The organism is Limimaricola sp. G21655-S1 (assembly GCF_027213785.1).
GTDB lineage: Bacteria > Pseudomonadota > Alphaproteobacteria > Rhodobacterales > Rhodobacteraceae > Limimaricola.
Genome location: NZ_JAPWGO010000020.1, coordinates 1 through 24,849, shown reverse-complemented (window position 1 = coordinate 24,849; position 24,849 = coordinate 1). Strand labels below are relative to the sequence as shown.

28 protein-coding genes are annotated in these 24,849 nt (G+C 69.2%); 11 read left to right on the top strand and 17 right to left on the bottom strand.

The window, feature by feature from the left end; translation table 11 throughout:
* Positions 1-22: 22 nt before the first annotated feature.
* The 3 genes from O4G76_RS16675 to O4G76_RS16665 are packed head-to-tail and all read right to left on the bottom strand — an operon-like array spanning position 23 to position 3,097.
* Positions 23-1,555, bottom strand: coding sequence for an ABC transporter permease (locus tag O4G76_RS16675; protein WP_269398381.1), 1,533 nt, complete (start codon positions 1,553-1,555; stop codon positions 23-25).
* Positions 1,536-2,216 carry an ATP-binding cassette domain-containing protein gene (locus O4G76_RS16670; protein WP_269398380.1) on the bottom strand — a complete coding sequence of 227 codons (681 nt, stop codon included), beginning with the start codon at positions 2,214-2,216 and terminating at the stop codon, positions 1,536-1,538. Before O4G76_RS16670 ends, O4G76_RS16675 begins: the two co-directional genes overlap by 20 nt.
* Positions 2,216-3,097 carry a putative selenate ABC transporter substrate-binding protein gene (locus O4G76_RS16665; protein ID WP_269398379.1) on the bottom strand — a complete coding sequence of 294 codons (882 nt, stop codon included), beginning with the start codon at positions 3,095-3,097 and terminating at the stop codon, positions 2,216-2,218. Before O4G76_RS16665 ends, O4G76_RS16670 begins: the two co-directional genes overlap by 1 nt.
* A gap of 137 nt (positions 3,098-3,234) precedes the next feature.
* On the opposite strand from O4G76_RS16665, the gene O4G76_RS16660 reads away from it, so the two are divergent.
* Positions 3,235-4,227, top strand: coding sequence for an aldo/keto reductase (locus O4G76_RS16660; protein WP_269398378.1), 993 nt, complete (start codon positions 3,235-3,237; stop codon positions 4,225-4,227).
* 57 nt (positions 4,228-4,284) lie between these two features.
* Here O4G76_RS16660 and O4G76_RS16655 read toward each other — a convergent pair whose 3' ends face one another.
* The 4 genes from O4G76_RS16655 to O4G76_RS16640 form a co-directional block, all read right to left on the bottom strand.
* A complete protein-coding gene (locus O4G76_RS16655; RefSeq protein ID WP_269398377.1) occupies positions 4,285-4,968 on the bottom strand; it encodes a type 1 glutamine amidotransferase domain-containing protein in 684 nt (227 codons plus the stop codon).
* 35 nt (positions 4,969-5,003) lie between these two features.
* On the bottom strand, positions 5,004-6,032 hold the full coding sequence (locus O4G76_RS16650) for an NADP-dependent oxidoreductase (RefSeq protein ID WP_269398376.1): 1,029 nt from the start codon (positions 6,030-6,032) through the stop codon (positions 5,004-5,006).
* Complete coding sequence (locus tag O4G76_RS16645) at positions 6,032-6,619, bottom strand: TetR/AcrR family transcriptional regulator (protein WP_269398375.1); 588 nt, start codon at positions 6,617-6,619, stop codon at positions 6,032-6,034. The genes O4G76_RS16650 and O4G76_RS16645 overlap by 1 nt, the downstream gene beginning before the upstream one ends.
* A gap of 118 nt (positions 6,620-6,737) precedes the next feature.
* A complete protein-coding gene (locus O4G76_RS16640; protein ID WP_269398374.1) occupies positions 6,738-7,133 on the bottom strand; it encodes a VOC family protein in 396 nt (131 codons plus the stop codon).
* Positions 7,134-7,348: 215 nt separating this feature from the next.
* On the opposite strand from O4G76_RS16640, the gene O4G76_RS16635 reads away from it, so the two are divergent.
* The gene (locus tag O4G76_RS16635; protein ID WP_269398373.1) at positions 7,349-8,569 is read left to right on the top strand and encodes an MFS transporter; all 1,221 of its coding nucleotides are present in this window, start codon (positions 7,349-7,351) and stop codon (positions 8,567-8,569) included.
* 15 nt (positions 8,570-8,584) lie between these two features.
* Here O4G76_RS16635 and O4G76_RS16630 read toward each other — a convergent pair whose 3' ends face one another.
* The 5 genes from O4G76_RS16630 to motA all read right to left on the bottom strand — a co-directional run bounded on the left by O4G76_RS16630 (position 8,585) and on the right by motA (position 12,543).
* Positions 8,585-9,820, bottom strand: coding sequence for a saccharopine dehydrogenase family protein (locus O4G76_RS16630; protein WP_269398372.1), 1,236 nt, complete (start codon positions 9,818-9,820; stop codon positions 8,585-8,587).
* Between the two features lie 34 nt (positions 9,821-9,854).
* Entirely contained in the window at positions 9,855-10,952 is a 1,098-nt protein-coding gene (locus O4G76_RS16625; RefSeq protein ID WP_269398371.1) for a carboxynorspermidine decarboxylase, read from the bottom strand.
* Positions 10,953-11,043: 91 nt separating this feature from the next.
* Positions 11,044-11,466 (bottom strand): hypothetical protein, encoded by a 423-nt coding sequence (locus tag O4G76_RS16620; protein WP_269398370.1) that lies wholly within the window; start codon positions 11,464-11,466, stop codon positions 11,044-11,046.
* Complete coding sequence (locus tag O4G76_RS16615; RefSeq protein ID WP_269398369.1) at positions 11,456-11,680, bottom strand: hypothetical protein; 225 nt, start codon at positions 11,678-11,680, stop codon at positions 11,456-11,458. Before O4G76_RS16615 ends, O4G76_RS16620 begins: the two co-directional genes overlap by 11 nt.
* Complete coding sequence (gene motA, locus O4G76_RS16610; protein ID WP_269398368.1) at positions 11,677-12,543, bottom strand: flagellar motor stator protein MotA; 867 nt, start codon at positions 12,541-12,543, stop codon at positions 11,677-11,679. The genes O4G76_RS16615 and motA overlap by 4 nt, the downstream gene beginning before the upstream one ends.
* A 129-nt stretch (positions 12,544-12,672) precedes the next feature.
* Between motA and O4G76_RS16605 the strand changes: the two genes are divergently transcribed.
* The 7 genes from O4G76_RS16605 (at position 12,673) to O4G76_RS16575 (ending at position 19,021) form a co-directional block, all read left to right on the top strand.
* The gene (locus O4G76_RS16605) at positions 12,673-13,725 is read left to right on the top strand and encodes a hypothetical protein (RefSeq protein ID WP_269398367.1); all 1,053 of its coding nucleotides are present in this window, start codon (positions 12,673-12,675) and stop codon (positions 13,723-13,725) included.
* Positions 13,722-13,970: a MucR family transcriptional regulator gene (locus O4G76_RS16600; RefSeq protein ID WP_269398366.1), complete on the top strand. Its 249-nt coding sequence runs from the start codon at positions 13,722-13,724 to the stop codon at positions 13,968-13,970. The genes O4G76_RS16605 and O4G76_RS16600 overlap by 4 nt, the downstream gene beginning before the upstream one ends.
* Positions 13,971-14,103: 133 nt before the next feature.
* Positions 14,104-14,559, top strand: a complete 456-nt coding sequence (locus O4G76_RS16595; RefSeq protein WP_269398365.1) for a MucR family transcriptional regulator — start codon at positions 14,104-14,106, stop codon at positions 14,557-14,559.
* Between the two features lie 107 nt (positions 14,560-14,666).
* On the top strand, positions 14,667-15,650 hold the full coding sequence (locus O4G76_RS16590; protein WP_269398364.1) for a flagellar motor protein MotB: 984 nt from the start codon (positions 14,667-14,669) through the stop codon (positions 15,648-15,650).
* A 227-nt stretch (positions 15,651-15,877) separates the two neighbouring features.
* Complete coding sequence (locus O4G76_RS16585) at positions 15,878-16,645, top strand: hypothetical protein (RefSeq protein WP_269398363.1); 768 nt, start codon at positions 15,878-15,880, stop codon at positions 16,643-16,645.
* Positions 16,646-16,653: 8 nt separating this feature from the next.
* Entirely contained in the window at positions 16,654-18,336 is a 1,683-nt protein-coding gene (locus O4G76_RS16580) for a flagellar hook-length control protein FliK (RefSeq protein WP_269398362.1), read from the top strand.
* 16 nt (positions 18,337-18,352) lie between these two features.
* Positions 18,353-19,021, top strand: a complete 669-nt coding sequence (locus O4G76_RS16575; protein ID WP_269398361.1) for a flagellar hook assembly protein FlgD — start codon at positions 18,353-18,355, stop codon at positions 19,019-19,021.
* Positions 19,022-19,073: 52 nt separating this feature from the next.
* Here the strand turns inward: O4G76_RS16575 and O4G76_RS16570 are convergent, their stop codons facing one another.
* The 5 genes from O4G76_RS16570 to flgF form a co-directional block, all read right to left on the bottom strand.
* Complete coding sequence (locus O4G76_RS16570; RefSeq protein ID WP_269398360.1) at positions 19,074-19,697, bottom strand: hypothetical protein; 624 nt, start codon at positions 19,695-19,697, stop codon at positions 19,074-19,076.
* Between the two features lie 62 nt (positions 19,698-19,759).
* Entirely contained in the window at positions 19,760-20,536 is a 777-nt protein-coding gene (flgH, locus tag O4G76_RS16565; RefSeq protein ID WP_269398359.1) for a flagellar basal body L-ring protein FlgH, read from the bottom strand.
* Complete coding sequence (flgA, locus tag O4G76_RS16560; RefSeq protein WP_269398358.1) at positions 20,533-21,189, bottom strand: flagellar basal body P-ring formation chaperone FlgA; 657 nt, start codon at positions 21,187-21,189, stop codon at positions 20,533-20,535. Before flgA ends, flgH begins: the two co-directional genes overlap by 4 nt.
* Complete coding sequence (gene flgG, locus O4G76_RS16555) at positions 21,189-21,974, bottom strand: flagellar basal-body rod protein FlgG (protein ID WP_269398357.1); 786 nt, start codon at positions 21,972-21,974, stop codon at positions 21,189-21,191. The genes flgA and flgG overlap by 1 nt, the downstream gene beginning before the upstream one ends.
* Before the next feature lie 35 nt (positions 21,975-22,009).
* Positions 22,010-22,756, bottom strand: a complete 747-nt coding sequence (gene flgF, locus O4G76_RS16550; RefSeq protein ID WP_269398356.1) for a flagellar basal-body rod protein FlgF — start codon at positions 22,754-22,756, stop codon at positions 22,010-22,012.
* Positions 22,757-22,917: 161 nt separating this feature from the next.
* Between flgF and O4G76_RS16545 the strand changes: the two genes are divergently transcribed.
* Complete coding sequence (locus O4G76_RS16545) at positions 22,918-24,633, top strand: hypothetical protein (protein WP_269398355.1); 1,716 nt, start codon at positions 22,918-22,920, stop codon at positions 24,631-24,633.
* Positions 24,634-24,727: 94 nt separating this feature from the next.
* Positions 24,728-24,849: flagellar basal body protein (locus O4G76_RS16540; protein WP_269398432.1), on the top strand; the 122-nt coding region annotated here is incomplete at its 3' end.

Below are 24,849 nucleotides of genomic sequence, written 5' to 3'. Positions count from 1 at the left end.
CCAGACCAAAAGCCGCAAGGCCTCAGGCCGCCTCCGCGGTCTCCGGCTCGGCCCGGCGCATGCCCGGCGCAGAGAGCCGCATCCGCGACCTGATCCAGCCGGAGAACGCGTCGATCCCGAGGGTCAGCAGCGCCGAGACCACGAGCAGCATCACCGCGCGATCGGTGCGCAGCTCCTGCACGGCCGCATCGACGTAGAAGCCGAGCGTCGCGATCCCCAGAAGACCGAGGATGGCGCTGTCCCGGACGATGATCTCCCAGCGATAAAGGCATAGTGCGAAGAAGTTGCCCGACATGCGCGGCAGCAGCTCCCAGGCGGCCAGTCGCAGCCCGCGCGGGGCATCGGGCCTGAGGCGCGCGGTCAGGGCGTCACCCTGGCGCCCCATCAGATGCGCGATGATCGCGCCGTTGTGCAGGCCGAGCGCGAGGATCGCGGGGATCATCGAGGGGCCGGTCACCTGCAGGATCAGGAAGGCCAGCATGTAGTCGGGGATCGATCGCGACAGCACCAGCGACAGGTGCCCCAGCAGCGCTCCGGCCCGCCCGGCCACACGGCGCACGATCAGCGGGAAGCCCGCCACGGCCACCGCCGCGGCCAGGGCAAGCGCCAGCTGCGACAGGACAAGCGTGGCGGCCACCCCCGGCAGCGCCTGTTCGCCCAGCAGCCGGGACAGCCAAGGCCAGAGACCCGCCCAATCGCCCATGCGGAGCGGGGCCGGTACGGCATCGGAAAGAAAGCGCAGGAGTGCGCCGTCGCCCATCGGCGGCGCCGGGTGGCGCGCCAGAAGCCATGCGCCCGCAACGAGCCAAAGCGGCGCCAGCCGCAGCCGCATCCAGTAGCGGATCGGCAGGATGAGCGCGAGGTAGACGGCCAGCGCCGCCGCCGCCGCGCCGTACTGCGCCTGCCGGAAATCGGTTTCAAGCAGGTAGCCCAGCGTCGGCAGCCCCACGAAGCCCAGCACCGCCGAGGAGCGCAGCCCGCATTCGAGCCGGTAGAGCGTGTAGGCGCCCAGTTCGGGCAGCGCCAGCGGCAGCCGGCTCCACAACAGGCGCGACAGCGGCGGCGTGCGGCGCGGCAGCGCGCGGGTGGCGGCGGGATCGGCCTCGGCAAGATACTCGGCAAAGACCTTGGCGAAGATGCCGGCATAGGGCAGCGCGATGGCCAGTACCCCTGTGAGCGGGCCGAGACCGGTGACGCCCAGCAGCAGGAGCGCCCAGAACAGCTCGTGCACCGAGCGGATCAGGATGCAGAAACATCGCAGCGGCGCGAAGCCGTAGCCGAGGCTGAGAACGAAGCCGGCCAGCGCCCCGGCGAAGACGCCGCAGACCGCGAAGGCCACAGTGAGGGCCGCGGCGTAGGCCAGCGCGGCGGGATCTCCGAAATCGGGCGCGGCGAGACCCGCGCCGATCCGGCGCAGCGTCAGCCACGGATCGGGGCGGGCAAGATCGAGATCGGCGAAGATCAGGGCGATCAGCGTCGCGATACCGAAACCCGCCAGCACCTGGCCGGCCCGCAACCGGCGGTTCGGTTTCGGCTCAAGCGGCGTAGAGCGCATGGAGCTCGGGCAGGGTAAGGTCGCGCGTCGACCGGTCGAGCGTGACTTGGCCGCCGCGGATACCGATGATCCGGGTGCCGATGGCGAGCGCGCGCTCGGGGTCGTGCAGCGCCAGCACCATGGTCGGGAAGCGCTGCGCAAGCGCGTCGAGCAGGTCGCCGGACTGGCGTGGATCGACGGCCGAAACCGGCTCGTCGGCGATCAGCGCGTCACCGCCGCGCATCAGCGCACGGGCCAGCGCGGTGCGCTGCCGTTGCCCGCCCGACAGCGCCCCAACGCGGCGCCGTTCGAGCCCCGCGAGGCCGACCCGCTCCACGAAGGGGGCGACGCGGGCGCGTTCGCGGGCGGGGGGATGCAGCAGTACCCGCAGCCCGTAGGCGGCCGAGTGGTCGTCGAGCCCGCCCATCCAGACGTTGTGAAACACCGAGAGCTGCGGCACCAGCCCGGGATCCTGCGGCACGAGGGCGAGGCGCGGCGCCGGGCGCGCCGCCTCGAGCTTGAGGCGGATCGCGTTCAGCAGGGTGCTCTTGCCGGAGCCCGAGCGCCCGAGGAGCACCAGCCGCTCGCCGCGCGCCAGCGACAGGTTCAACCCCTCGAGCACGGCCGCCCCGTCCCAGGAGAGCGTTTCGCCCTCGAAGCGCAGGAGCGACGCGGCGGTCATCAGTCGATCAGGTCGAGCTGCTGGGCGGTGTCCTCAATCGCGTCGTAAAGCGCGTCCTCGGCGGCGATGAAGCCGGTTCTGGGGAAGCTTTCGAGCAGCGCGGGATCGTCGATGGCGATGATCGCCTCCTGCACGCGCTCGGCGAAACCGTCGTCCCAGCGCTCGTCCACGTCGCCGCGGATCGTCCAGTTGTAATCGGGATAGGGCGGGGTGCGCCAGATCACCTTGGTGGTCTCCACCTCGGGGGCGCCCTCTGCGACCGCCTGCTCGTAGACGGTGTAGTTCAGCGCGCCGACGTCATATGCGCCGGAGGCCACGAGCCGCAGCGTCTGGCCGTGATCGCCCGAGAAGCCGACATCCGAGAAGAAGTCGCGCGGGTCCTCGCCGGTGATCCGGCGCAGGTGGAATTCGGGCATCAGGCGTCCCGAGGTCGAGCCCTGCGAGCCGAAGGTGAAGCTCAGCCCTTCGAGGCCCTCGGGAAAGCTGCCATCCTCGGGCTCGGTCAGCGGGGTGCCGGTGTTAGCGATGAAATAGGTGACGAAGCTCTGATCCTCGGCGCCCTGCGCGATGGCATGGCTGCCGGGCACCAGCCGCCGTGCCTGCACGCCGGAGAGGCCGCCGAACCAGGCCAGCTGGATCTGGTCGTTGCGAAAGGCGGTGACGGAGGCGGCGTAGTCCTTGACCGGGACGTATTCGACCGGCACGCCGAGCGTGGCCTCGAGATAGTCGGCGACCTTGCCGAACCGCTCCTGAAGCTTGGTCTCGTCATTGTCGGGGATGGCCGAGAAATAGAGCGTCGGCACGTCCTGGGCCGCGGCGGGGAGCGCGGCGAGGATGGCGATGGCCGCGGCAAAGGCCCGGCGGGTCGTGGTCAGGGGCATGGCAGGTCTCCGTGTGGATCGCAGCCCTTCTAGGCGAAGATGCGCGCGAGGCAAGCGCCGAGCGGGCTGGGCGCCGCGTCGTGGCGGTCTAGTATCGAGGCAAGCGCGGCCGCGCCGCCATAAGGGGAGACGACAAGATGAGCATGGCGAGCAGGGTTTTCGGGCGCACCGGCGTCCCGGTGAGCGAGATCGGCTTCGGCGCGTGGGCGATCGGCGGCACCTGGGGCGAGGTGAGCGAGGCGGACGCCAAGGCGGCGCTGCACGCCGCGCTCGATGCGGGCGTCGACTTCATCGACACGGCGGATGTCTATGGCGACGGCCGGTCCGAGCGGATCATCGGCGAGGTGATCGCCGCGCGGGGCGGCGAAAGGCCCTTCGTGGCGACCAAGCTCGGCCGCAGGCTCGATCCGCATCTGGCCGAAGGCTACACGGCGCAGGCGATGGAGGGCTTCGTCGATCGCAGCCTGAAGAATCTCGGCACCGACACGCTCGACCTCGTACAGCTGCATTGCCCGCCCACGGAGGTCTATTACCGGCCGGAAGTGTTCGGGGCGCTCGACGATCTGGTGTCGCGCGGCAAGATCCGCCGCTATGGCGTCTCGGTCGAGAAGGTCGAGGAGGGGCTGAAGGCGATCGAGTACGACAACGTCGACTCGGTGCAGATCATCTACAACATGTTCCGGCAGCGCCCGGCGGAGCTGTTCCTGCCGGAGGCAAGGCGGCGCCACAAGGCGGTGATCGCACGGGTACCGTTGGCCTCGGGGCTGCTGACGGGGAAGATGCTGCCCGACACGGATTTCGCCCCGGACGATCATCGCCATTTCAACCGCGACGGCGCGGCCTTCGACAAGGGCGAGACCTTTGCGGGCGTGCCCTATGACGTGGCGCTGGAGGCGGTCGAGGCGCTGCGGCTGCTGCTGCCGGCCGAGGCGGTGATGGCGCAGGTGGCGCTGCGCTGGATCCTGATGCAGGAGGCGGTGACGGTGGTGATCCCGGGCGCCAAGACGCCCGAGCAGGCCAACTCCAACGCCGCCGCCAGCGGGCTGCCGGTGCTGCCCGAGGATCTGATGGCCGGGGTGCGCGAGATCTACGAGACGCGCATCCGGCCGCATGTGCATCATCGCTGGTGATGCGAATAGGCCCGCCCGCAATCCGCGGACGGGCCTTCCTGCGAGACTGGCCGGGGATCAGTCCTCGATCAGCGCCAGCAGCTTCTTCGCGGCCTCTTCCGAGGATGCCGGATTCTGGCCGGTGACGAGCTTGCCGTCGACCAGCACGTAGGGCGCCCAATCCTCGCCCTTGGCGTATTCCGCGCCCTTCTCCTTGAGCATGTCCTCCAGCAGGAAGGGCACGACATCGGTCAGGCCCACACCCTCTTCCTCGCCATTGGTGAAGCCGGTGACGCGGCGGCCCTTCACCAGCGGCTCTCCGGCCTCGGTCTGGGTATGCCGGAACACGGCCGGGGCGTGGCAGACGGCGCCGAGCGGGCGGTCGCCATTCACGAAGGTCTCGATGATGCGACGGCTGTCGGCATTCTCGGCGAGATCCCACATCGGGCCATGGCCGCCGGGATAGAACACGGCGTCGTATTGCGTGGGATAGATCTCGTCGAGACGCGTGGTATTCGCGAGTTGCTCCTGTGCCTCCGCGTCTTCCTTGAACCGGCGGGTCGCATCGGTCTGGAAGTCCTCCGCGTCGCTCTTGGGGTCGAGCGGCGGCTGGCCGCCCTGCGGCGAGGCCAGCGTGATCTCGGCACCCGCATCCTTGAAGACGTAGTAGGGGGCGGCGAACTCTTCCAGCCAGAAGCCGGTCTTCTCGCCGGTGTCGCCGAGGCGGTCATGCGAGGTGAGGATCATCAGGATCTTGGGCATTTGGTCTTTCCTTTGCACTTCGGGGGCGATGTCGTTCAGGCGACGCGGATCACGCGCTTGCCGAAGGCCTCGCCGCGCAGCAGGCCAACGAAGGCCGAGGGCGCCTGTTCCAGACCCTCGATCATCTCCTCGCGGTAGGCGATCTTTCCGCCCGCGACCCAGCCGCCCATCTCCTTGGCGAATTCGGGGTAGAGATGGCCGAAATCGTCGAAGATGATGAAGCCGCGCATGGTGATCCGCTTGCGCAGCATCTGCCCCATGAGCCAGTTCATCCGGTCCGGCCCCTCGGGCAGCGCGGTGGCGTTGTATTGCGAGATCAGCCCGCAGAGCGGGATGCGCGCGCTGGTGTTGAGACGCGGCAGCACGGCGTCGAACACCGCGCCGCCGACATTCTCGAAATAGACGTCGACGCCCTCGGGGGTCTCGCGCGCGAGATCATCGGCGAAGCTCCCGGCCTTGTAATCGACGCAGGCGTCGAAGCCCAATGTCTCGACCGCGTGGCGGCACTTCTCGGGCCCGCCCGCGACGCCCACGGCGCGCAGACCCTGCAGCTTGGCGATCTGGCCCACGGTCGAGCCGACGGGCCCGGTCGCGCCGCCGACTACCAGCGTCTCGCCCGGCTTCGGCTTGCCGATCTCGCGCAGACCCGCCCATGCGGTGAAGCCCGGCATGCCCAGCACACCCAGCGCCCAGGAGGGGTTGGGCATGTCAGCGGGCAGCTTGTTGAGGCCGGTGCCGTCCGAGACGGCGTAGTCCTGCCAGCCCGAGAAGCTCACCACGCGGTCGCCCTCGGCGAAGTTCGGGTTGTTGGACCTGGCCACCCGCGCCACCGTGCCGCCGACCATCGGCTGGCCGATCTCCACCGGGGCCGCGTAGGAGGGCGCGTCGCTCATTCGGCCGCGCATGTAGGGGTCCAGCGACAGGAACTCGGTCGCCAGCAGCACCTCGCCCTGTTTCGGCTCGGGCACCGGGACGGTCTCGAGCCGCAGCGTATTCTCGTTCGGCTCGCCCTTGGGGCGTTCGGCGAGAACCCAGCGGCGGTTGGTGTCGGGGGATTGGGGCATCAAGCGTGTCCTTTGTTGTCGAGAAGCGCCGCCGTGGCGGTCATGGCGCCGTCATAGGGGATGGTGTCGCGCGACAGCGCGCCCATCAGGCTCGCGCCGAGCCAGATCTGGTAGAGCGTGGTGGCGAGCATGTGCGGGTCGGGATGCGCGGGCAGCGAGCCGTCACCGGCCCCCTCGCGGATCACCGCCGCGAGACGGGCGATGATGGCCGAGACGCCACGATCCAGAACGTCCCGCATGCCGGGAGACAGTTCGGCCACCTCGGCCGAGAGCTTCACCACGAGGCAGCGCGCCTCGTAGGCCTCGCCCGACTGGCGCATGCGCCAGCCCTCGAAATAGGCCATGAGCCGCGCGCGGGCATCCTTGTCCGGCGCGCCGAGCGTTGCCGACAGATCCTCGGCATAGCCGTCCACGAAGCTGTCGAGCAGGGCGCAGCCGAAGGCCTCCTTCGACTTGAAGAAGTGGTAGAAGCTGCCCTTGGGCACGCCGGCCTCGCGCAAAAGCTCGGAGAGCCCGACGCCGGTATAGCCGTGCCGTGCCACGAGGGCGCGTCCGGTGGCGAGGATGTGCTGTCGCGTGTCGGTCATGCTCGGCAGATGGGCTTGATTAGACCGGTCGTCTAGTGGCGCGGCTCCGATGCGTCGGATGACTTGGCGTCAGCGTTGGGGAGTTGCCGGGGCGGCGCGGGGCCGCCCCGGGGCGGGGTCACTGGTTCGCGAAGCGACCCTTGCGGGCCAACACCTCGATCTCGTAGCCATCTGGGTCCGCCACGAAGAAGAACCGCGCGACGGTCTCGCCATCGGGCGCGAAATCCTTGATGTCGCGCGGCTGATGGCCGGCTTCGGCGAGCCGCTGGTGCAGCGCTTCCAGATCGTCCTCGAGGAAGGCGAGGTGACCGTATCCGTCACCGAGATCGTAGGTCTTGTCGCCCTTGTTCACGGTTAACTCCAGCTCGAAGCCGCTTTCGGGGTTGCCGAGGTAGATCAGCGAGAAGCTCTCGAAATCGAGCCGATCGGCGATTTCGAGGCCGAACAACTCGTAGAAGGCCAGCGAGCGGGCCTCGTCGCGAACGCGGATCATGGAGTGGATCATCTTGGGCATGGGGCGTCCTTTCCTCGAATGGGTCGCCGCCCGGATGCCCAAACCGAGCCTTGGGGTCCAGCCCCCCTCTCGACACGCGCACCGCGCCGGGGGAGTGTCGCGGCAATGACGAGGGACGGCATGACGACACGATACGAGGACTGTGGCAGCTACGGAATGAAATGGTCCATTTCGTTCTGCGGGGACGGATGCCGGGGCAATTTCCGGGGGATCGCGTGACCGCCGCCCTCGCACCGGGGCGCTGGCGCGCGCTGGCGCTGATCTGCGCCGGCGTGGTCTGCGCGATGACGAGCTGGTTCTCGGCGACGGCGATCCTGCCGGATCTGGTACGCGATTGGGGGATCGGCCCCGGCGCGCAGGCTTGGCTCACCAACGCGGTGCAACTGGGCTTCGTGGCGGGCGCGGTGGGGGCGAGCCTCGTCAACCTGCCCGACATCGTGGCGTTGCCACGGCTGATGGCGGTCTCGGCGCTGGTCGCGGCGCTTGCCAATGCGGTGCTGCTTCTGGAGCCGGGAGCCGGGGCGGCGATCGCGGCGCGCGCGCTCACCGGGGCGGCGCTGGCGGGGGTCTATCCGCCGGCGATCAAGCTGATGGCGACATGGTTCATGCGCGGGCGCGGGCTGGCGCTCGGTTTCCTGATCGGGGCGCTGACGCTCGGCTCCTCGATGCCGCATCTGCTGCGCGCCCTGACCGAAGGGCTCGACTGGCGCGCCGTGGTGATCGGCACGACGGCGGCCACCGGCCTTGCCGCCGCGCTGTTCGGGCTGGGGCTGGCCGAGGGGCCGCATGGCTTCGGCCGCGCCACCTTCGATCCGCGCCAGAGCCTTGCGGCGCTGCGCAACCGCGGCGTCATGCTCGCCAATCTCGGCTATTTCGGCCACATGTGGGAGCTCTATGCCATGTGGGCGTGGTTCCTCACCTTCGCCACGGCGGCAGAGGCGGAATTGTTCCCATTTCCAACGGGTTCCGCGTCGATGCTCACCTTCCTCGTGGTGGCGTCGGGAGCCTTGGGTTGCGTGCTCGCGGGGGCGCTGTCGGACCGGATAGGCCGGTGCGCGACCACGGCCCTGATGATGGGGCTTTCGGGGGCCTCGGCGCTGGTGATCGGCTTCGCCTTCGACGGGCCGGGCTGGCTTCTGGCGCTGGTGGCGCTGGTCTGGGGGGTGACGATCGTGGCCGACAGCGCCCAGTTCTCGGCCGCCGTGACCGAACTGGCCGAGCCGCGCTTCGTCGGTACCGCCGTGACGCTGCAACTCGGGATCGGCTTCGCGCTGACGGTGCTGGCGATCCAGATCATGCCGTGGGTGGCCGGGGCCATGGGCGGCTGGCGCTGGGCGTTCCTGGTGCTTGTGCCGGGGCCGGTGATCGGGGCGGCCGCGATGCTGTGGCTGCGCCGCCTGCCCGAGGCGGCGCAGCTTGCAGGCGGGCGGCGCTAGCGCCGCCCTGACCGGTCAGTAGAGCTTCTCGTCGGTGCCATCCTTGCGCACCCAGGTGCCGAGGCCGATCTGGCCCAGCACCTTGAGGAAAGGCTTGGGGTCCATTTCCTCGACATTGCGCATCTCGCGCGCGTCCCATTCGCCGGTGGCGATCAGCATCGCGGCGGCGACGGGCGGCACGCCCGCGGTGTAGGAGATGCCCTGGCTGCTCACTTCCTCGTAGGCCTCCTTGTGGTCGGCCACGTTGTAGACGAAGACCTCGACCTCCTCGCCGCCCTTGGTGCCCTTCACCAGATCGCCGATGCAGGTCTTGCCGGTGTAGTCGGGCGCGAGGCTCGACGGATCGGGCAGGCAGGCCTTCACCACCTTGAGCGGCACGACCTCCTGGCCCTCGGCGAGCTTCACCGGCTGCTCGGACAGGAGGCCGATGTTCTTCAGCACGGTGAAGACGTTGATGTAGTGCTCGCCGAAGCCCATCCAGAACCGCACATCGGCGTGGGGGTAGTTGGTCGCGAGCGAATGCACCTCGTCATGGCCCGACATGTAGGCGCGCTGGGTGCCGACGACCGGCAGGTCCCAATCGCGGCCGACCTCGAACATCTCGTTCTCCTGCCACGCGCCGTCCTGCCAGGAATAGACCGTGCCGGTGAACTCGCGGAAGTTGATCTCCGGGTCAAAATTGGTCGCGAAGTACTTGCCATGGGAGCCGGCGTTGATGTCGACGATGTCGATGGACTTCACCTCGTCCATGTACTCGTCGATGGCGAAACGGGCATAGGCGTTGACCACGCCCGGATCGAAGCCCGCACCGAGGATCGCGGTGATGCCCTTTTCGGCGCAGCGCTCCTTCCGCTTCCACTCGTAATTGCCGTACCAGGGCGGCGTCTCGCAGATCTTGTCGGGCTCTTCGTGGATCGCGGTGTCGATATAGGCGACGCCGGTCTCGATGCAGGCCTCGAGCACATGCATGTTCACGAAGGCCGAGGCGACGTTGATGACGATCTGCGCGCCGGTCTGTTCGATCAGCGCGGCCACCGCCTTGCTGTCGGTCGCGTCCACGGCATGGGCCGCGAGGGCGCCGTCGGTCTTGTGGGCCCCCTTTTCACGGACGCTGGCGAGGATCGCCTCGCATTTCGCCTTCGTGCGCGAGGCGATGTGGATGTCTCCGAGCAGGTCGGCGTTCTGCGCGCATTTATGCGCCACGACCTGGGCGACGCCACCGGCGCCGATGATGAGGACGTTCTTCTTCAAGACCCTCGAGCCTCCTTTCGTGTTATGCCGCGCCTCAGGACAGGGCGGCTTCGAAGTCACCATAGCCGAATTCGCGCACGGACCTAACCGTGCCGTCGAGTTCGCGCACCGCGATGGCGGGCATGCGCACGCCGTTGAACCAGTTCTTCTTGACCATCGTGTAACCCGCCGCGTCCCGGATCGAGACGCGGTCGCCGGGTTTCAGCGGCTCTTCGAAGCGGAATTCGCCGAAGATGTCGCCCGCGAGGCAGGAGTTGCCACAGACCATCCACTCGTGATCGCCGGTGTTCGGCGCGACCTTGGCGCTCTCGCGGTAGATCAGCAGGTCGAGCATGTGCGCCTCGATCGAGCTGTCGACAATGGCGAGGTTCTTGCCGTTGTCGAGCGTGTCGAGGACGGTCAGCTCCAGCGTGGTGGAGTTGGTGATCGCCGCCTCGCCGGGCTCCAGATAGACCTGCACGCCGTGGGTCTCGGAGAAGCGCTTGAGCCGTTCCGCCAGCTTTTCCAGCGGGTAGCCCGCGCCGGTGAAGTGGATGCCGCCGCCGAGGCTGATCCACTCCATGCGGCCGATCAGGTGGCCGAAGCGGTCTTCGATCTGGCCCAGCATCGCGTCGAAACGGTCGAAATCGGCGTTCTCGCAGTTGTTGTGGAACATGAAGCCCGAAACCCGGTCGCAGACCGCCTCGATCCGCGCGGGATCATGCTCGCCCAGCCGCGAAAAGGGCCGGGCCGGGTCGGCGATGTCGAAGCTCGACGAGCTGATGCCGGGGTTCACGCGCAGCCCGCGCACGTGATCCTTCGCCGCCTCGCCGAACCGCTCGAGCTGGCCGATCGTGTTGAAGATGATCTTGTCGGAATTGGCCAGCACCTCGGCGATGTCGGCCTCGTCCCAGGCGACCGAATAGGCATGGGTCTCGCCCGGGAAATGCGTGCGCCCGAGCTTCACCTCGAAGGGCGACGACGAGGTGGTGCCATCCATGTATTCGCTCATCAGGTCGAACACCGACCACGAGGCGAAACATTTCAGCGCCAGCAGCGACTTGGCCCCCGAAAGCTCGCGCAGCTTGGCGATCTTCTCAAGGTTCGGCAGCAGCGCCTGCTTGTCGATGAGATAATAGGGGGTACGCAGCATCTCGGGGCTCCCTCGCGTGTCGGGCCACGTGCGGGTGGCGCGAGGGGCATATAGACATGCGCCGCGGCAGGCTCAACAGGAGCCGTGGGGTTCAGCCCTCGCGGCCCCAGCGCAGCAGCACCATCTCGTCGGTCTCCGCGGCCTCGCGCGCGGCGCGGTCCCGGGCGGCGCGCAGCTTCGCGCGGGCGGCCACCGTGGCGACCGTCTTCATCTCGCGAAATCCCTCGCGCATCGCCGCCTCGAGCGCCTCGGCCTGCGGTTCCAGCGCCGCGCGCGCCCGGTCGAGCGCGCCGATCTGCGCGCGGGCGTCGCGGATGTAGTCCCCGACATAGGGGGCGGTCTCGATGCTCGTGATGCGACCGTCGCGGGCCAGCGCTTGCGCCGTTTCGGCGCTTTGTCGTTCCAGCTCGGCCATGCGATCGCGCAGGGCGCCGAGCTCCACCGCGCGGGCTTCGATCTCGACCCGGTGCAGCCGCTCGATCAGCCCCAGCGCCCGGTCGCGCCTACTGGCCACCGCGCGCGGCCTCCAGCGCCACCAGCGCCTCGCGCATCCGCGCCAGGATCTCGGGCGGAAAGGCGTTGACGTGCTCGGGCGGCTCTAAGGAGTAGGGGGTTGGCGCAAGGCCCGTCGCGGCCTCGGCCGGGTTCTCTTCCTCCGCCGGCTCTGCCGAACCTGCCGCGATGGCGGGACCGGCCAGCAGGGCGGCGATGAGAGCCAGGCGGATCATGCCGCCGGAAGCTCCTTCTGCGCGGCCTCGACGCGGTAGAAGTCGGGCTGCTTGGAGGTGGGAATGTTGCCACGTCCGATCTCGACGCAGATGTTCGGCGGGTGGTTGGCGACCATCGCGACGAAGATGTCACGGATGATCATGTAGAAGGCGCCGTCCTCGTCCTCGATCTGCTTCAGCCGGTTGGAGACCGGCTGCACCATGCAATAGGCGAGGAACACGCCGAGGAAGGTGCCCACGAGCGCGCCGCCGATCATCTTGCCCAGCACCTCGGGCGGCTGATCGATCGAGGACATGGTCTTGATCACGCCCAGAACGGCGGCGACGATGCCGATCGCGGGCAGGCCGTCGGCCATGGTCTGGATCGCGCCGGCCGCGCCCAGTGCCTCGTGGTGGTGCTTCTTGATCTTGCGGTTGATGACGTCCTCGGTCTGGTACTTGTCGTCGAACTGCATCGCCAGCATCCGGAAGCTGTCGGTGATCAGCTCGGTCGCGAAGTGGTCCTTGAGGATCGTCGGGTAGCGCTGGAAGATCGGGCTGTCCTTGGGGGTCTCGATATGCTCATCGAGCGCGAGAATGCCCTTCTGCTTGTAGAGCCGCGCCAGCTCGTACATCAGGTTCAGGAGCGCCTCGTAGTCGGAGGCCTTCCATTTCGGCCCCTTGAGCACCTTGATCAGGCCGCTGAACGAGCTCTTGATGACGGTCATCGAGTTGGCGATCACGAAGGCGCCGAGCGCCGCGCCGCCGATCATCATGCCCTCGTAGGGCAGGGCGTAGAGCACGATGTCCATCTTGCCGCCCGACAGCATGAATCCGCCGAAGACCAGTCCGAAAACCATGCCAAGTCCGAGGATTAGGGTCATCGCAGCTCTCCGAAACCTTGCGCCCGCGACACAGCATCGCGTGTTTCCGCTTAAATCGGATAAGGATAATTGACACCAATTCAAGCATAAACAAGGATAGTTCCCAAGATTGCCGCAGTGGTGTTTGAAATGAGCAGCGTCGAGACACTTGCCTATTTCCTCGAAGAGGACAGCCTTCGCGGCGTGATGCGCGATTGGCCCGAAGGCATGCAGCTGATGGTGCGGCTCGACGGTGCGGGACGCTGCGAATTGATGGTGCATCACCGCGACGAGGCGGGACGCGTGCTCGAGGTTCTGCGCGAAAGCCTCGGCGAGGCGGCGGAGACGCTGGCCGTGGTGCCGCCGGTCGAGGGATTTGCCTCGCGCCGGGTGCGGTTTTCAGAGGAGCAGCAGCTCCTGGCGCTCGCCGCCTCGACCGACGGGCTGAGCGAGAGCGCGCAGGATTACGCGATCAACTACCGTTTCGCGCGCGAGGAAGGGCTCGACCCCGAGGCGGTGATTGGACGCGACGCGCGCCGTTTCGCCGAGGAGATCGAGAGCGACCTGCCGCAGGTGAGCGAGCGTCGCAGCGCCCGCCGTGCGCCGCAGCCCGAGCCAGAGCCACGGCTGTTCCCCGAGGGGTTCGAGGCCGCCGACGATCCGGCGCGGCGCGAATGCGCGCTGGTTTCGGCGCATCTGCACGGGCAGGGCGCGCGGGTGCGGCTGACGCTCGAACCGGAGGCGGCACAAGGCAACGAGATGCCGGTGACGGTGGGCAATGTCGGCCACAGCATCGATTTCGGCTGCTTCGTGCTGCCGCGCGGGGCGCTGGCGGACTGGCAGCCCGGAACACCCTTGGTGATCGACATGCCGCAAGAGCAGTTCCCCGAGGCCTGGGCCGCCCGGTTCCGCCGCCAGACCCACAACGCGCAGGTGTCGATCACCGCGGGCGGGATCTTCGTACGGCCGCTGTTGCCGGCTCTGGCGGCGCCGCCCGAGGCGCCGATGGTGCAGGTCGAGGAGGGCTGGAGCCTTGGCCGGCCGCTGCGCGCGGCGCTGGTGCTGGCCGGCATGGTGCTGGTCGGCGGCTCGCTTATGGTGAGCTGGAGCCCCTTCTCGGTCTCCGAGGAGGTGGCGGGCGCGCTGCAACCGGCGCGGGCCGGGCTGGCGGCTCTGGCCGGCGTATCCGAGGCGGCGCGGTGAGTCCCGCGCCCGAGCGCGGCGAGCGAAGCCCGGCCGTGCCGATCGAGGCCAGCGTGACGCCCGATTACATCATCTGCCTCGAAACCGGGCGCAAGCTGGTGCTCTTGCGCCGGCACCTGCGCGAAACCCTGCATCTGACCCCCGAGGAGTACCGCTCGCGGTGGGGTTTGCCGCCCGAATACCCGATGGCGGCGCCGAACTATCGGTGTCGGCGACATACCGCCAAGAATGCAGGGAGTCGTTGATTATTCTTGAGGCACGTGCAAGGATAGAGAAAGACCCGTCGAAGAATTCGACTTGCTGCATTTCGGCGGACCGACCTGCGACCACTGTCGGGCAGAGCCGAGCGGCGCGCGCTCCCTGAAAGAGAGGGTGGAAATGACCAGATCGAATTCGAAAACCGAGCTTCTGAGCGCCATCGTGGCCTCCTATGCGGCGCGGCCGGATGTGGGATCGGACGATATCGTGGCCCTCGTCGCGAAGCTGAGCCACGAGCTGGGCCTCGATGAGGATGCCAATGGCGATGGCGGTCGGCCCGAAGCTTCGCCCGCCGGGTCCGGGACCATGACCCCGGCCATCCCGGTCTCGCGGGCGGTGACCCAGGACAAGGTGTTCTGCTTGTGCTGCGGCAAGGGGTTCAAGATGCTCAAGCGGCATCTCGGCGCCGAGCATGGCATGACCGAGGCCGAGTACCGCGCCGCCTTCGGCCTGCCCGAGGAGATGCCGCTGGTCGCGCCGAGCTATTCAGAGCGCAAGGCGAATTACGCCCGCAAGGTCGGCTTCGGCCGTTACAGCCGCGACGCGCAGCGCCAGAGCGGCGAATCCGTCGGCTGAGCGACGTCCGCCCTATCGTTTCCCCATATCAGGATTAGCCACGCGGCGCGCCATTGGCGCCGCGTCATCGCAACGCGCGCCACGGGCCGCGGGCAGGAGAACAGCGCATGGCCGCCGGTCAGACCATCATCATCAAGAAAGTCGAGGACGACGGCCATCATGACCACCATGGCGGTGGCTGGAAGGTGGCCTATGCCGACTTCATGACGGCGATGATGGCGTTCTTCCTGCTGCTGTGGATCCTGGCCGCCAGCGAGGAAGAGACGCTGGAAGGGCTGGCGGAATATTTCACGCCCTCGCTGTCGGCGGTGAGTGACGGCGGCGCGGCGGGGCTGCTGAGCGGCCAGATCGTCGAGATGGCGGGCGACGTGGCGGCCTCGGACGGTGTGCCGCCGAACGATGCGCCGGAGCTGCCGGATTTCGGCACGGAAAGCCCGCTCGAGGTGTTCGACAGCCGACTGCGCGACAAGGCGCCCGAGGTGGTGGTCGAATACCTGCCCGCCGAGGCCGCGCCGCCCAGCGCCGAAGAGATCGAGACGCGGCAGATGGCGCGGGCCGCCGCCGAGATGCAGGAACGGGTGGAGCGCCGCGACGCGGAGCTCGACGCCATCGAGGCCGAGATCGCCGAGCGGATCGCGGCGACGCCGGCGCTGTCGGATATCGGCGACAATCTGCGGCTCGACCGGACGCCCGAGGGGCTGCTCGTGCAGATTCTCGACGAGGAGGAGCGCCCGATGTTCGCCACCGGGTCGGCCCGGATCGTGCCGCAGACCCAGGCCCTGATCGAAATCGTGAGCGAAACGATCGGCGACATGCCCCAGCCGCTGGCGATCACCGGCCACACGGATTCGCTGCCCTTTGTGCGTCAGGATGGCTATGGCAACTGGGAGTTGTCCTCGGACCGCGCGAACGCCACGCGCCGGGCGCTGATCGACAGCGGCTTTCCGGCCGAGCGGATCAGCCGGGTCACCGGCCTCGCCGACACGGCCCCGCTCTATGCGGACCGGCCCGAAGCCCCGCAAAACAGGCGGATCGGGCTGCTGCTCGAATACCCCGAGCCCGGCATCGCGGCCGTCGGCCGGCCCCGCTGAGCGCGAGTCCTTCGCGCCACATGGCTGCGGCATAAAGATCACGATCATGGCGCTCGGGGGGCAGCGACGAAATGGGTGCCCCAATTCGGCCTCAATTTGCTATCAATCTGAACATGCCCCGAAAGGCAGCGCGGACAGGCCCGCGTCGGGGTGACGAAAAGCGTCGGACGAACCGCAAAGCGGCGTTCGGCGGGGCAATTACCAGACCTGGACAACAGGGCGGATCGATGCAGAGCAGTGACCTTCTCGAAGCCATCTGGCGGGGCGATGTCGCCTGCGCGGGCGACAGTGACACCGAGGCCCGTTTCGGCCTCATTCTCGATGCGATGCTGCCGATGCGGCGCGTGGCCCTGCAGCGGGGCGACGGGCTTGGCGGGCAGGTGATGTCCGAGCAGGCCGAGCTGATGCCGGCCCTCGCGCTCGGCGACGTCATCGAGGAAGAGCTTGAGCTCGTCGCGCCCTACGGCGCGCTGGTGGTGATCCTCGATCGGGCCGCGCTGCGGCCGGGCGCGGGCGATGCCGCGCGCTCGCAGCTCGCTGGCCGGCTGGTCGGCGAGCTGCTGGTCGACGCGGTGCAGCGCGGCGTGTTCCCGGTCGAGCAGGAAACCGATGCGCTCTACCTGCTGGCGCAGGCCTATGACGCCTTCGCGGCCAGCCCGCGGATGCAGCGCCTCGGCCTCGTGGCGGCGCCGTTCCGGGCCGGGCTCGCGGCGGTGCTGGCCAGCTTCTGGACCGGTGGCGCGGTGCGGGGCTCGGAGCCCGACATGCTGCTCGGCGGACCGCTCTTTCTGGCCAGCCCGCGGTTGCGCGACTATCTCGGCGCGCTCGATGCCAGCTTCAGCGCGCCGGCCATCGAACTGGCGGTGCCGGATCTGATCGGTTTCGCACATGGCGCCCGCAGCCATGATGACTGGCTGCGCGCGATCGGCACCCGCATCGGCGCCGTGCTGGGCCGCGCGACGGCGGCGCAGGATCAGGCCGCGGGCGATAGCTGACGACCCCCATGGCCCTGTTTCCGACCCCCCTGACGCAGAACGCAGCCTCCTCGGGGACGGCGCATGGCGCGGCGATGCGGCGTGGCACGGCGGGCGATCCCGGCGCCTTCGAGGCGATGCTCGCGTCGAGCCGCGACACGGGCGCGCCATCGCGCCCGGCCGCCCCGCCTTCGGCGCCGCCATATGAGCGGCTGTTCGAAGCGGCGGCGAAGCTGATGGAGAAGGGGGCGGCATCGCTTGGCGAGGCGGGCGAGGACCCCGTCGCACGCGCGGCCAGCCTCTCGGAGACGGGTGCAGCGCTGCGCGACCTGTTCGCGGATTTCGACGCGGCGCATGGCACCGACATCTCGGCACGCCTCGACGAGCTCTCCGGTGCCGAAGACATGGTTGTTGCCTCTGACGACATGATCACCGGGCTGTCGGTCATCCTGTCCGAGCTGTCCGGCAAACCCATGGGTGATCTCGCGACCACTTTGCCCGCATGGTCGGCCGTCCCGGCTACCACGTTCGGTGCCGAAGGGTGGAATCAGGTTTCAGGTGCGGCCGCCGCACAGGCGTCGGTCCGGTCCGCCGCGCCAGTCCCATCCGCGCCAGCCCCATCCACGCCAGTGCCGGTATCACCCTTCGTCGAGACGGGTCACGTCTCTCTGCGCCCCACCGATGCGACCTTGGCTGGCGATGCGCGAATGGGGCCGACCGCCGCTTCGGCAGGCGCGGAGACCGCGATGCCGCAACAGATGCGGATCGGTGCCACGCCGGGCGGGCAAATCGCCATGCCTTCGACCCAGGCCGTAAGCATGGGGCAGGTGACGCTCCCCGCGGAGCAACTGCCCGCGCAGGCTGGCCGAGCCGCGATGCAGACGGTTCAGGCGACAGCCATTGCGCCCCTCGCGAACGGGCAGCCGACCATGCCCGCCGCGCCTTCCCGGCAGGCGGTCCCGACAGCCGGCCCGGCTCCGGCGCGCGGCATTCCCGGCCCGCGCCTGGCAACGCAGGGCGACCAGGTCGCTTCGGCCCCGGACGCCACCGAAGCGACAGGGCATGACGCCGAAACCTTGGCGAGCGTCGAGGCCGCAACACCGTCGCGGCGTGGCTTCGCGGCCCTGCTCGGCGAGGCACTGGCGCAGCAGGCGAAGATCGGGCCGGAAGGGGCCGAGCCGACACTCCGCGAGCCGATGACCGTTGAGGCGGCGCAGCCGGCCCCCAGAACGCTGGATGCCGGTGTCACGTCGCGCGCCCCGATGGAGGCTCAGGCTCCACCGCCGCCGCCGGCCGCACCGCAGCTGGCGAGCGGCTTCTCGCGCGCGGTCGCGGGCCAGATCCGGAATGCCACCCTGAACGACGGCGTGACGCGGATCTCGCTGACGCCCGGCGGGATCGGCGAGATCGAGATCGACCTCACCCAGGAGGACGGGCAGCTCCGCGTCGTGATCCGCGCCGAGAACCAAGGCGTCCTGCAGGCACTGCGCGGCGACCGCGAAGGCCTTGCCGCGCTGTTGGGCAACGAGGGGGCCGGTTTCGACGAGAGCCAGCTCAGCTTCGAATCCTTCGATCGCGGCAACGGCGGGGATCGCGGCGATGGCCGCCCGACGGCCGTTCCGGCGATCGAGAACGATGCCGAGGCCGAGCCCGTCGCGGGTCCCGCCACGCCATCCGGAGGCGGCGCAGGCCGCCTCGACATGTTGACCTGAATCTCCGGAGCCCGTCATGGAAACGCTGTCCCCGATCAACGCCGCGAGCGCGAGCGCGTCCACGAAGGCCACGACCTCGCGCGAGAAGCTCAACACCGACTACCAGAGCTTCCTGACGCTGCTGATCGCGCAGGTGTCGAACCAGGACCCGCTGGAACCGATGGACTCCACCGCCTTCGTGTCGCAGCTCGCGCAGCTGACGCAGGTCGAGCAGTCGATCACCACGAACGAGACGCTGGAGCGGATCGAGACCCAACTCGGTGACAGCGGCACCCGCAGCGACATCATGCTGCTCGGGCGCGAGGTTCTGGCGCCGAGCGACCTGATCACCCTGCGCGACGGCGAGGCGCGGTTCTCCTACCAGCTCAGCGGCGAGGCCACGCAGGTCTCCGCCCGCATCCTCGGCGAGGACGGGACCGAGCTGCGCCGGATCGACGGTCTGCCCGCCGGCAACGGGGTGCGGCACGAGGTGGTCTGGGACGGGCGCGATCCCGACGGGCTGCCGGTGCCCGCCGGCACCTTCCAGGTCGAGATCGTCGCGCTCGATGCCGAGGACGAGTCGGTGTTTCACACCACCTATGCCAGCGGCCAGGTCGAGCGCGTGGCCTTCCGCGATGGCTGGCCGATCCTCGAGCTCGACACCGGGGCGGAAATCTCCCCCGACAGCCTGATCAGCGTTCAGTAATACTTCGGATCGGGTTTACCCGTGCGGCCCTCGGGCCGCTCGGGGAGCGGTCTCAATGCGTGACCTGTGCCGTGGCGGGCAGGGTTTCGGCGCGCGGGATGTCCTGCCGCGCCACGTCCTGCTTGAACATGTTGGGGAACAGCACCTCCTCAACCGGCATGCCGATCGCCTTGAGATCGGCCAGCACGCGCTTTGACAGCGCCTCGGTGTCGATCGCGGGCCCCGCCATGGCGGGCGTCGTGGCCGCCTCGGTGAGGGACGCGAGGACCGCGTCGCGCATCCTCAGCATGGTTTCGGGGGTCTCCTCGACCTTTGCCACCAGCGCCGCCTCGGGCATCGCCAGCGCGATGTCGGCGACCACATAGGTGATGCTGCGCGGCTTCAGCACCGGCACGGTCAGCCGGCCGATCTCCAGGAGCGGCACGGCCTCGGCCTCGGGCTCCGCATGAGCGGCCTTGGAGATCTCTTCCGCATGGGCGCCGGCCTCGGGATCGACGGGGGCGGGCGGGATGCCCAGCGCCTCGTAATCGCCGGGGCGGCCGGGCGCGGCATCGGTGAGCGTCGTCGGCTCGGCCGAGGCCACGAGGGTCTCGGTGGGGACGAGGAACATCCCCGCGCCGTAGCCGCCCACGAGGCAGGCCAGCGGCACGGAGATCATCAGGATCGTGGATTTCATCGGACCATCGCGTGCGTTGCGTTCGGTCCCTTGTCGCCCGGTATCGTGGCGGTGGTTGCGCCTCAGTAGGGCAAGATGATGTCCATTGCATCCTCGCCATAGCCGCGCTCCTGGGTGCGCGACAGCTGGCCGCGTCCGCCATAGGTGATGCGCGCCTCGGCGATCTTCTCGTAGGGGATGGTGTTGTCCATCTGGATGTCCTGCGGCCGGATGATCCCCGCGACCCGCAGCTCGCGCAGCTCCTGGTTCACCTTGACCTCCTGCCGCCCGGCGATGACGAGGTTGCCGTTGGGCAGCATCTGCACCACCAGCGCCGCCACCTTCAGCTCGATCGATTCGTTGCGGGTGATCGAGCCCGAGCCCGACACGTCGGTGGTCGAGCCGATATCGACGATGTCGCCCTGGGGCAGGTCCTCGGGGCCGACGCCCGGGAGGATCTTGTCGATCTGGGTGCCGTAGCCGAACAGCGTCGGGAAGGCGATCGTGCTCTGGCCGTCGCGCGAGCGCTGCCCGGCGTTCCGGAGCTGCGCGCGGTCGTCGATGCGGATGTCCACGGTGAGGATGTCGCCCACCTGGCTCGCCCTCTGGTCGGCGAAGAAGCCGCCCGAGCCGCCGCGTTCCCACAGCGAGGCCGCCTCGGCGCGCTGGTAGACGCGCGGGGGCGCCGGGGGCGGCATCGGCACCGAAACCGAGGCCGCCTCGGGCACGGTGAGCGGGTTCACGGCGATCGCAGTGGTCTGCGGATCGCGGTCGAAGCGGTCGCGCACCCCGCCGCAGCCGGAGACGAGCGCCGCCCCCAGCAACAGGACGGGCAGGGGACGCAGATGGGTGCGGCTCAACGGGAGACCTCCACGATGCCCTCGGCGGCGGCGATGCCGGTGAGGGTGGTGTTGCTTGACGTGTTGACGATACGGACTTCCTGTCCGCGATGCGCGTCCGACAGCGCCCGGCCGGGCGCCTTGAGCCGCAGCGCGCCGTCGGTGAAGCTGATGCTGACCTCGTCTCCGCGTTCGATCACCAGCGGCTGCATCACCGACTGCACCATCACCGGGCGGCCCTCGGGCAGCATCCGGCGCACCTGCATGCCGATCACGCCGTCGGGGTCGATCACCGCATAGGGCCCGAGCCGGGCCTGTGGCAGCCGCATCTCGGTCAGGTCGCCCGCGGACACGATGTCGCCGGGCATCAGCCGGCGGTTGGGCACCGGCAGCGGGATCATCACCGAGGCGAGGCCGCTGACCCGGTGCAGCCCGCCGACATCGTCGATGGCGTTGGCGACGAAGCGTCCGGAGGCCGGGTCCATCCAGAACTCGGCGATCAGTGCAGCCTCGCTCGGCGGGCTGCCGGCAAAGCCGATCTCGAACTCGGCCCGCTCGGGAAGCTGCGGCCCGAGATGGTCGCGCGCGCGCTCCTCCACCAGCACCGGCAAGGGCGCGGCGGCGGCGGCCAGAGGTGCCGCAAGCGCGAGGAGGAGTAGAGCGGCGCGGCGCATCACTTGATCTGGTTGGCGGCGGTCATCATCTCGTTGGCGGTCTCCAGCGACTTGGAGTTCATCTCGTAGGCCCGCTGCGCCGAGATCAGGTCGGTGATCTGCTGGATGATGTTGACGTTCGAGTTCTCGAGATAGCCCTGCCGCAGGATGCCCAGACCGGCATCGCCCGGATTGGCGGGAACCGCGTCGCCTGAGGCGGTGGTCGCCTGCAACAGGTTGCCGCCGAGCTGGCGCATCCCCGCCTCGTTGGTGAAGGTCGCCATGGTGATCTGGCCCAGCTCCACAGGGACCGGGTCCTCGCCGACGAAGGCCATGACCACGCCCTGCTCGGAGATCTCCACCTGGGTGGTGTTCTCCGGCACGACGATGCCGGGATCGAGCTCGTAGCCCTGCATGGTGACGAGCTGGCCCTCGGCCGAAAGCTGGAACGCGCCGTCGCGGGTATAGGCCTGACCGCCATCGGGCAGGTTCACCGTGAAGAAGCCGCGCCCGTCGATCGCGAGGTCGAGCTGGTTCTCGGTCGCCATCAGCCCGCCCTGGGTGTTGAGCCGCACCGTGCCCGCCGTCTCGACGCCGAAGCCGATATCGACGCCCGTCGGGCGCATCGTGCCGGCCTCGGAGGTGAGCGCGCCCTCGCGCCGGACCGTCTCGTAGATCAGGTCCTGGAACGCCGCGCGGCTCGACTTGAAGCCGGTGGTGTTGGCGTTGGCGATATTGTTCGAGATGACGTCCACATTGGTCTGCTGCGCGAGCATGCCGGTGGCGGCAATTCCGAGGGCTTTCATGGTCGGGCTCCTGTGTCGGGTCCGTGAAAAGGGGGTCAGGCCGTCTTGCCGATGCGGCGCAGCATGTCGCGCATCAGGTCGTCCTCGCTGTTCACCAGCTTGAGCGCGCGCTCATAGGCCTGCTGGATCGCCATCAGCCGGGTCATCTCGACCACCGGCTGCACGTTGCTGGCCTCGACCGCGCCCTGAACGACGCGGGTGGCGTCTGTGGCGGGACGGGCGGTGTCGCCGGCCTCGGGGGGCACGAACATGCCCGCGCCGATCCGTTCATAGGCCTGCAGATCGGGCAGGTCGAACAGGCCGACGCGACCGATCACGCCGTTGGCCAGAGAGGAGATCGTGCCGTCCTGCGAAATCGTGACATCGCCGCCGAGATCGGGGGGCAGGGCGATCGGCGCGCCGCCGGGATCGAGCACCTTGGCGCCCGACAGGGTCACCAGCGCGCCGTTCGGGTCGAGCGCGAAGCGGCCGTCGCGGCCATAGGCGGTGCGCCCATCTGTTTCATAAGCGAACCAGCCATCGCCCTGCAGCGCCAGGTCGAGCGGGTTGCCGGTCTGGCTCATCGCGCCCTGGTTCGGGTCCATGTAGGAGCCCTGGTCGATCAGGAAATCGGTTTCGCGGGTCTCCTCGGTGCCGGTCTCGCGCAGCATGTAGCTGTCGAAGACCACGCGCTCGCCCTTGAAACCGGCGGTGTTGGCGTTGGCGATGTTGTTGGCGGTCACGTCGAGCGCGTTGCGCATCGCCGTCGCGAGGGACAGCGAAACATAGGTGCTGTTGTCCATCCCGGCCTGTCTCCCGATTCCCACGATTCCCGGTGCTTGCGCCCCGTAGCTCGGACTGTTGTTGCGCCGTTCAGGAATTCGATCAAGGATAGTGCCTATCAATTCATGGGGTCGTGGCGGATTTGCCAAGATTACTGAGCATATGTCTGGGGCTGTCCCTGATGGGACATGCCGCCGCGGCCGATCCGGCGCCGCGGGGGGCAAGCTCTGTCGACTATGTCGATCGCCGCGCCGCGCTGGTCGCGGGGCTGGCCGAGGCGGAGACCGCCGGGGCCCGCGCCGACCTGCTGCTCGACCTTGCCGCGCTCTCGGTGAGCCATGCGCTCGCGCCCGAGGCGCTTTCCTTCCTGTCGGGCCTGCCCGACGACGAGGGCGCGGCAGCCCTCGATCCGGCCCGCGCCGCGCGGCGCGACCGGATCGCGCTCGCCGCCTGGGGGGTGTCGGGCGACGCCACGCCGGCGCCTCTGCCCGCGCGCTCGCAGCTCGAGGCCGCCGATCACTGGTCGCAGCGACCGCTATGGCGGGCGCTGTCCCATGCGCGCGAGGGCGACGTGGCGGCCGCGGCCGAGGATCTGACGCTGGCGGAGGAGGTACTCGCCGCGCTGCCGCCGGCCCTCGCCGCGGCGCTGCTGCCCGAATTGCTGGAAACCGCGATCGAGGCCGGGCTTTGGGATGCCGCGCATGCGCTGGCGCAGCGCTTCGACAGTCACCCGGAGCTGCGCGGCGGCAGCGCCTACAGGTTCCTTCTGGGCCGCGCGGCGCAGGCCGGGGGCAACCCGGTCATGGCCTTCGACAGCTACGCGATGGCCGCAGGCGGCAGCGATGTCTGGGCGCAGCGGGCGCGGTTGGCGCTGATCGATCTGGGGCGCGCCACCGACACGCTGGCGCCCGAGGACGCGGCCCAGCTCTTGCGGCAGAGCTGGCGCTCCTGGCGCGGCGACGCGCTGGAGGTGGCCACGCTGGAGCGGCTGGCCGAGGTCGAATATGGCCGGGGCGACACCGAAGCCGCGATCGCCGCGCTGACCGAGGTGCTGCGCCGTCACCCGCAGAGCGACGCGGCCCGCAATTCCGGCGACCGGCTCGACGAGATGGTCGCGGATCTCTACGCGCAAGGCGCATCCGGCGACCTGCCGATCGCCGAGTTCGTGGCGGCGCATCGGCGGCTTTCGCCCGAACTGGTGTTCCGCCCGGGCTTCGCGGCGCAGGCGGAACTCCTGGCCGGGAGGCTCTACGAGATCGGCGCCACCGATGCGGCGGCGCGCGAATACGCCGCGATCCGCGACCAGCTCGCGGTGATGCGCGACCTCGGGCTCGAAGAGGTGCCGCCCGCACGGTTCGACGCCCTGCGGCTGGCGCAGGCCGAGGCGCTGCTGCGCGGCGGCCAGACCGAGGCGGCGGCGCAGGCGCTGGGGACCGCCCCGGCCTCGGTGCCGGAACTGCGTGACCGTCTGGCGCTGCTGCGCGCGCGGCTTTCGAGCGCCGAGGGCGACGGGGCGGCGGTGATCGCCACGCGGATGGAAATTCCCTCGGAAGGCTACCTGCGGCTGCGTGCGGCGGCGCTGTTCGAGCGCGGTGAATGGGCGGCGGCGCGCGATGCCTATGCCAGCCTGTGGCGCGATCTGGGCCCCGGGCTAGGCACGTCGGAGGCAATTCGCCTGCTGCTCGCGGCGCATCGCGCCGGCGATGCGGAACTGGTGGCGGAACTGCTGGAGCGGCTGCCCGATCTCGCGGCCAGTCCGGAGCTTGCGGCGGTGGCGCGCTCGCTCGCGCCGGTCGCGCCGCTGTCGCTGCCGATCGGTCAAAAATCCGCCACGGATCGGATGCAGGGTGCGGACGCAGCCCTGCGCCGTCTCGAAACCATCGTGGGGGATGGCTGATGACCACCACCGCCCATTCCCGGCCCCGGCCGGAGCAACGACCGGACCCGGACCGATGCGTCCGCGGCGGCAACAGTAAGGAAGGACAGGCAGGATGAGTATTTCCTACGCGATGCAAACCGGCGTGAGCGGGTTGCGGGCCAATTCCACGGCGGTGGGCCGGATCTCGGAGAACATCGCCAACGCCAACACCGACGGCTACCGGCGCAGCTTCGT

Coding starts and splice junctions, on each gene's coding strand:
- O4G76_RS16615 (WP_269398369.1), bottom strand. CDS start 11,680: ATGATCCGCCTGGCTCTCATCGCCGCCCTGCTGGCCGGTCCCGCCATC.
- flgA (WP_269398358.1), bottom strand. CDS start 21,189: ATGCGCCGCGCCGCTCTACTCCTCCTCGCGCTTGCGGCACCTCTGGCC.
- O4G76_RS16650 (WP_269398376.1), bottom strand. CDS start 6,032: ATGCCCCAATCCCCCGACACCAACCGCCGCTGGGTTCTCGCCGAACGC.
- O4G76_RS16660 (WP_269398378.1), top strand. CDS start 3,235: ATGAGCATGGCGAGCAGGGTTTTCGGGCGCACCGGCGTCCCGGTGAGC.
- O4G76_RS16575 (WP_269398361.1), top strand. CDS start 18,353: ATGGAAACGCTGTCCCCGATCAACGCCGCGAGCGCGAGCGCGTCCACG.
- O4G76_RS16570 (WP_269398360.1), bottom strand. CDS start 19,697: ATGAAATCCACGATCCTGATGATCTCCGTGCCGCTGGCCTGCCTCGTG.
- O4G76_RS16625 (WP_269398371.1), bottom strand. CDS start 10,952: ATGCTGCGTACCCCCTATTATCTCATCGACAAGCAGGCGCTGCTGCCG.
- flgG (WP_269398357.1), bottom strand. CDS start 21,974: ATGAAAGCCCTCGGAATTGCCGCCACCGGCATGCTCGCGCAGCAGACC.
- O4G76_RS16585 (WP_269398363.1), top strand. CDS start 15,878: ATGCAGAGCAGTGACCTTCTCGAAGCCATCTGGCGGGGCGATGTCGCC.
- O4G76_RS16545 (WP_269398355.1), top strand. CDS start 22,918: ATGGGACATGCCGCCGCGGCCGATCCGGCGCCGCGGGGGGCAAGCTCT.
- O4G76_RS16605 (WP_269398367.1), top strand. CDS start 12,673: ATGAGCAGCGTCGAGACACTTGCCTATTTCCTCGAAGAGGACAGCCTT.
- O4G76_RS16595 (WP_269398365.1), top strand. CDS start 14,104: ATGACCAGATCGAATTCGAAAACCGAGCTTCTGAGCGCCATCGTGGCC.
- motA (WP_269398368.1), bottom strand. CDS start 12,543: ATGACCCTAATCCTCGGACTTGGCATGGTTTTCGGACTGGTCTTCGGC.
- flgF (WP_269398356.1), bottom strand. CDS start 22,756: ATGGACAACAGCACCTATGTTTCGCTGTCCCTCGCGACGGCGATGCGC.
- O4G76_RS16670 (WP_269398380.1), bottom strand. CDS start 2,216: ATGACCGCCGCGTCGCTCCTGCGCTTCGAGGGCGAAACGCTCTCCTGG.
- O4G76_RS16645 (WP_269398375.1), bottom strand. CDS start 6,619: ATGACCGACACGCGACAGCACATCCTCGCCACCGGACGCGCCCTCGTG.
- O4G76_RS16590 (WP_269398364.1), top strand. CDS start 14,667: ATGGCCGCCGGTCAGACCATCATCATCAAGAAAGTCGAGGACGACGGC.
- O4G76_RS16640 (WP_269398374.1), bottom strand. CDS start 7,133: ATGCCCAAGATGATCCACTCCATGATCCGCGTTCGCGACGAGGCCCGC.
- O4G76_RS16655 (WP_269398377.1), bottom strand. CDS start 4,968: ATGCCCAAGATCCTGATGATCCTCACCTCGCATGACCGCCTCGGCGAC.
- O4G76_RS16665 (WP_269398379.1), bottom strand. CDS start 3,097: ATGCCCCTGACCACGACCCGCCGGGCCTTTGCCGCGGCCATCGCCATC.
- O4G76_RS16675 (WP_269398381.1), bottom strand. CDS start 1,555: ATGCGCTCTACGCCGCTTGAGCCGAAACCGAACCGCCGGTTGCGGGCC.
- O4G76_RS16580 (WP_269398362.1), top strand. CDS start 16,654: ATGGCCCTGTTTCCGACCCCCCTGACGCAGAACGCAGCCTCCTCGGGG.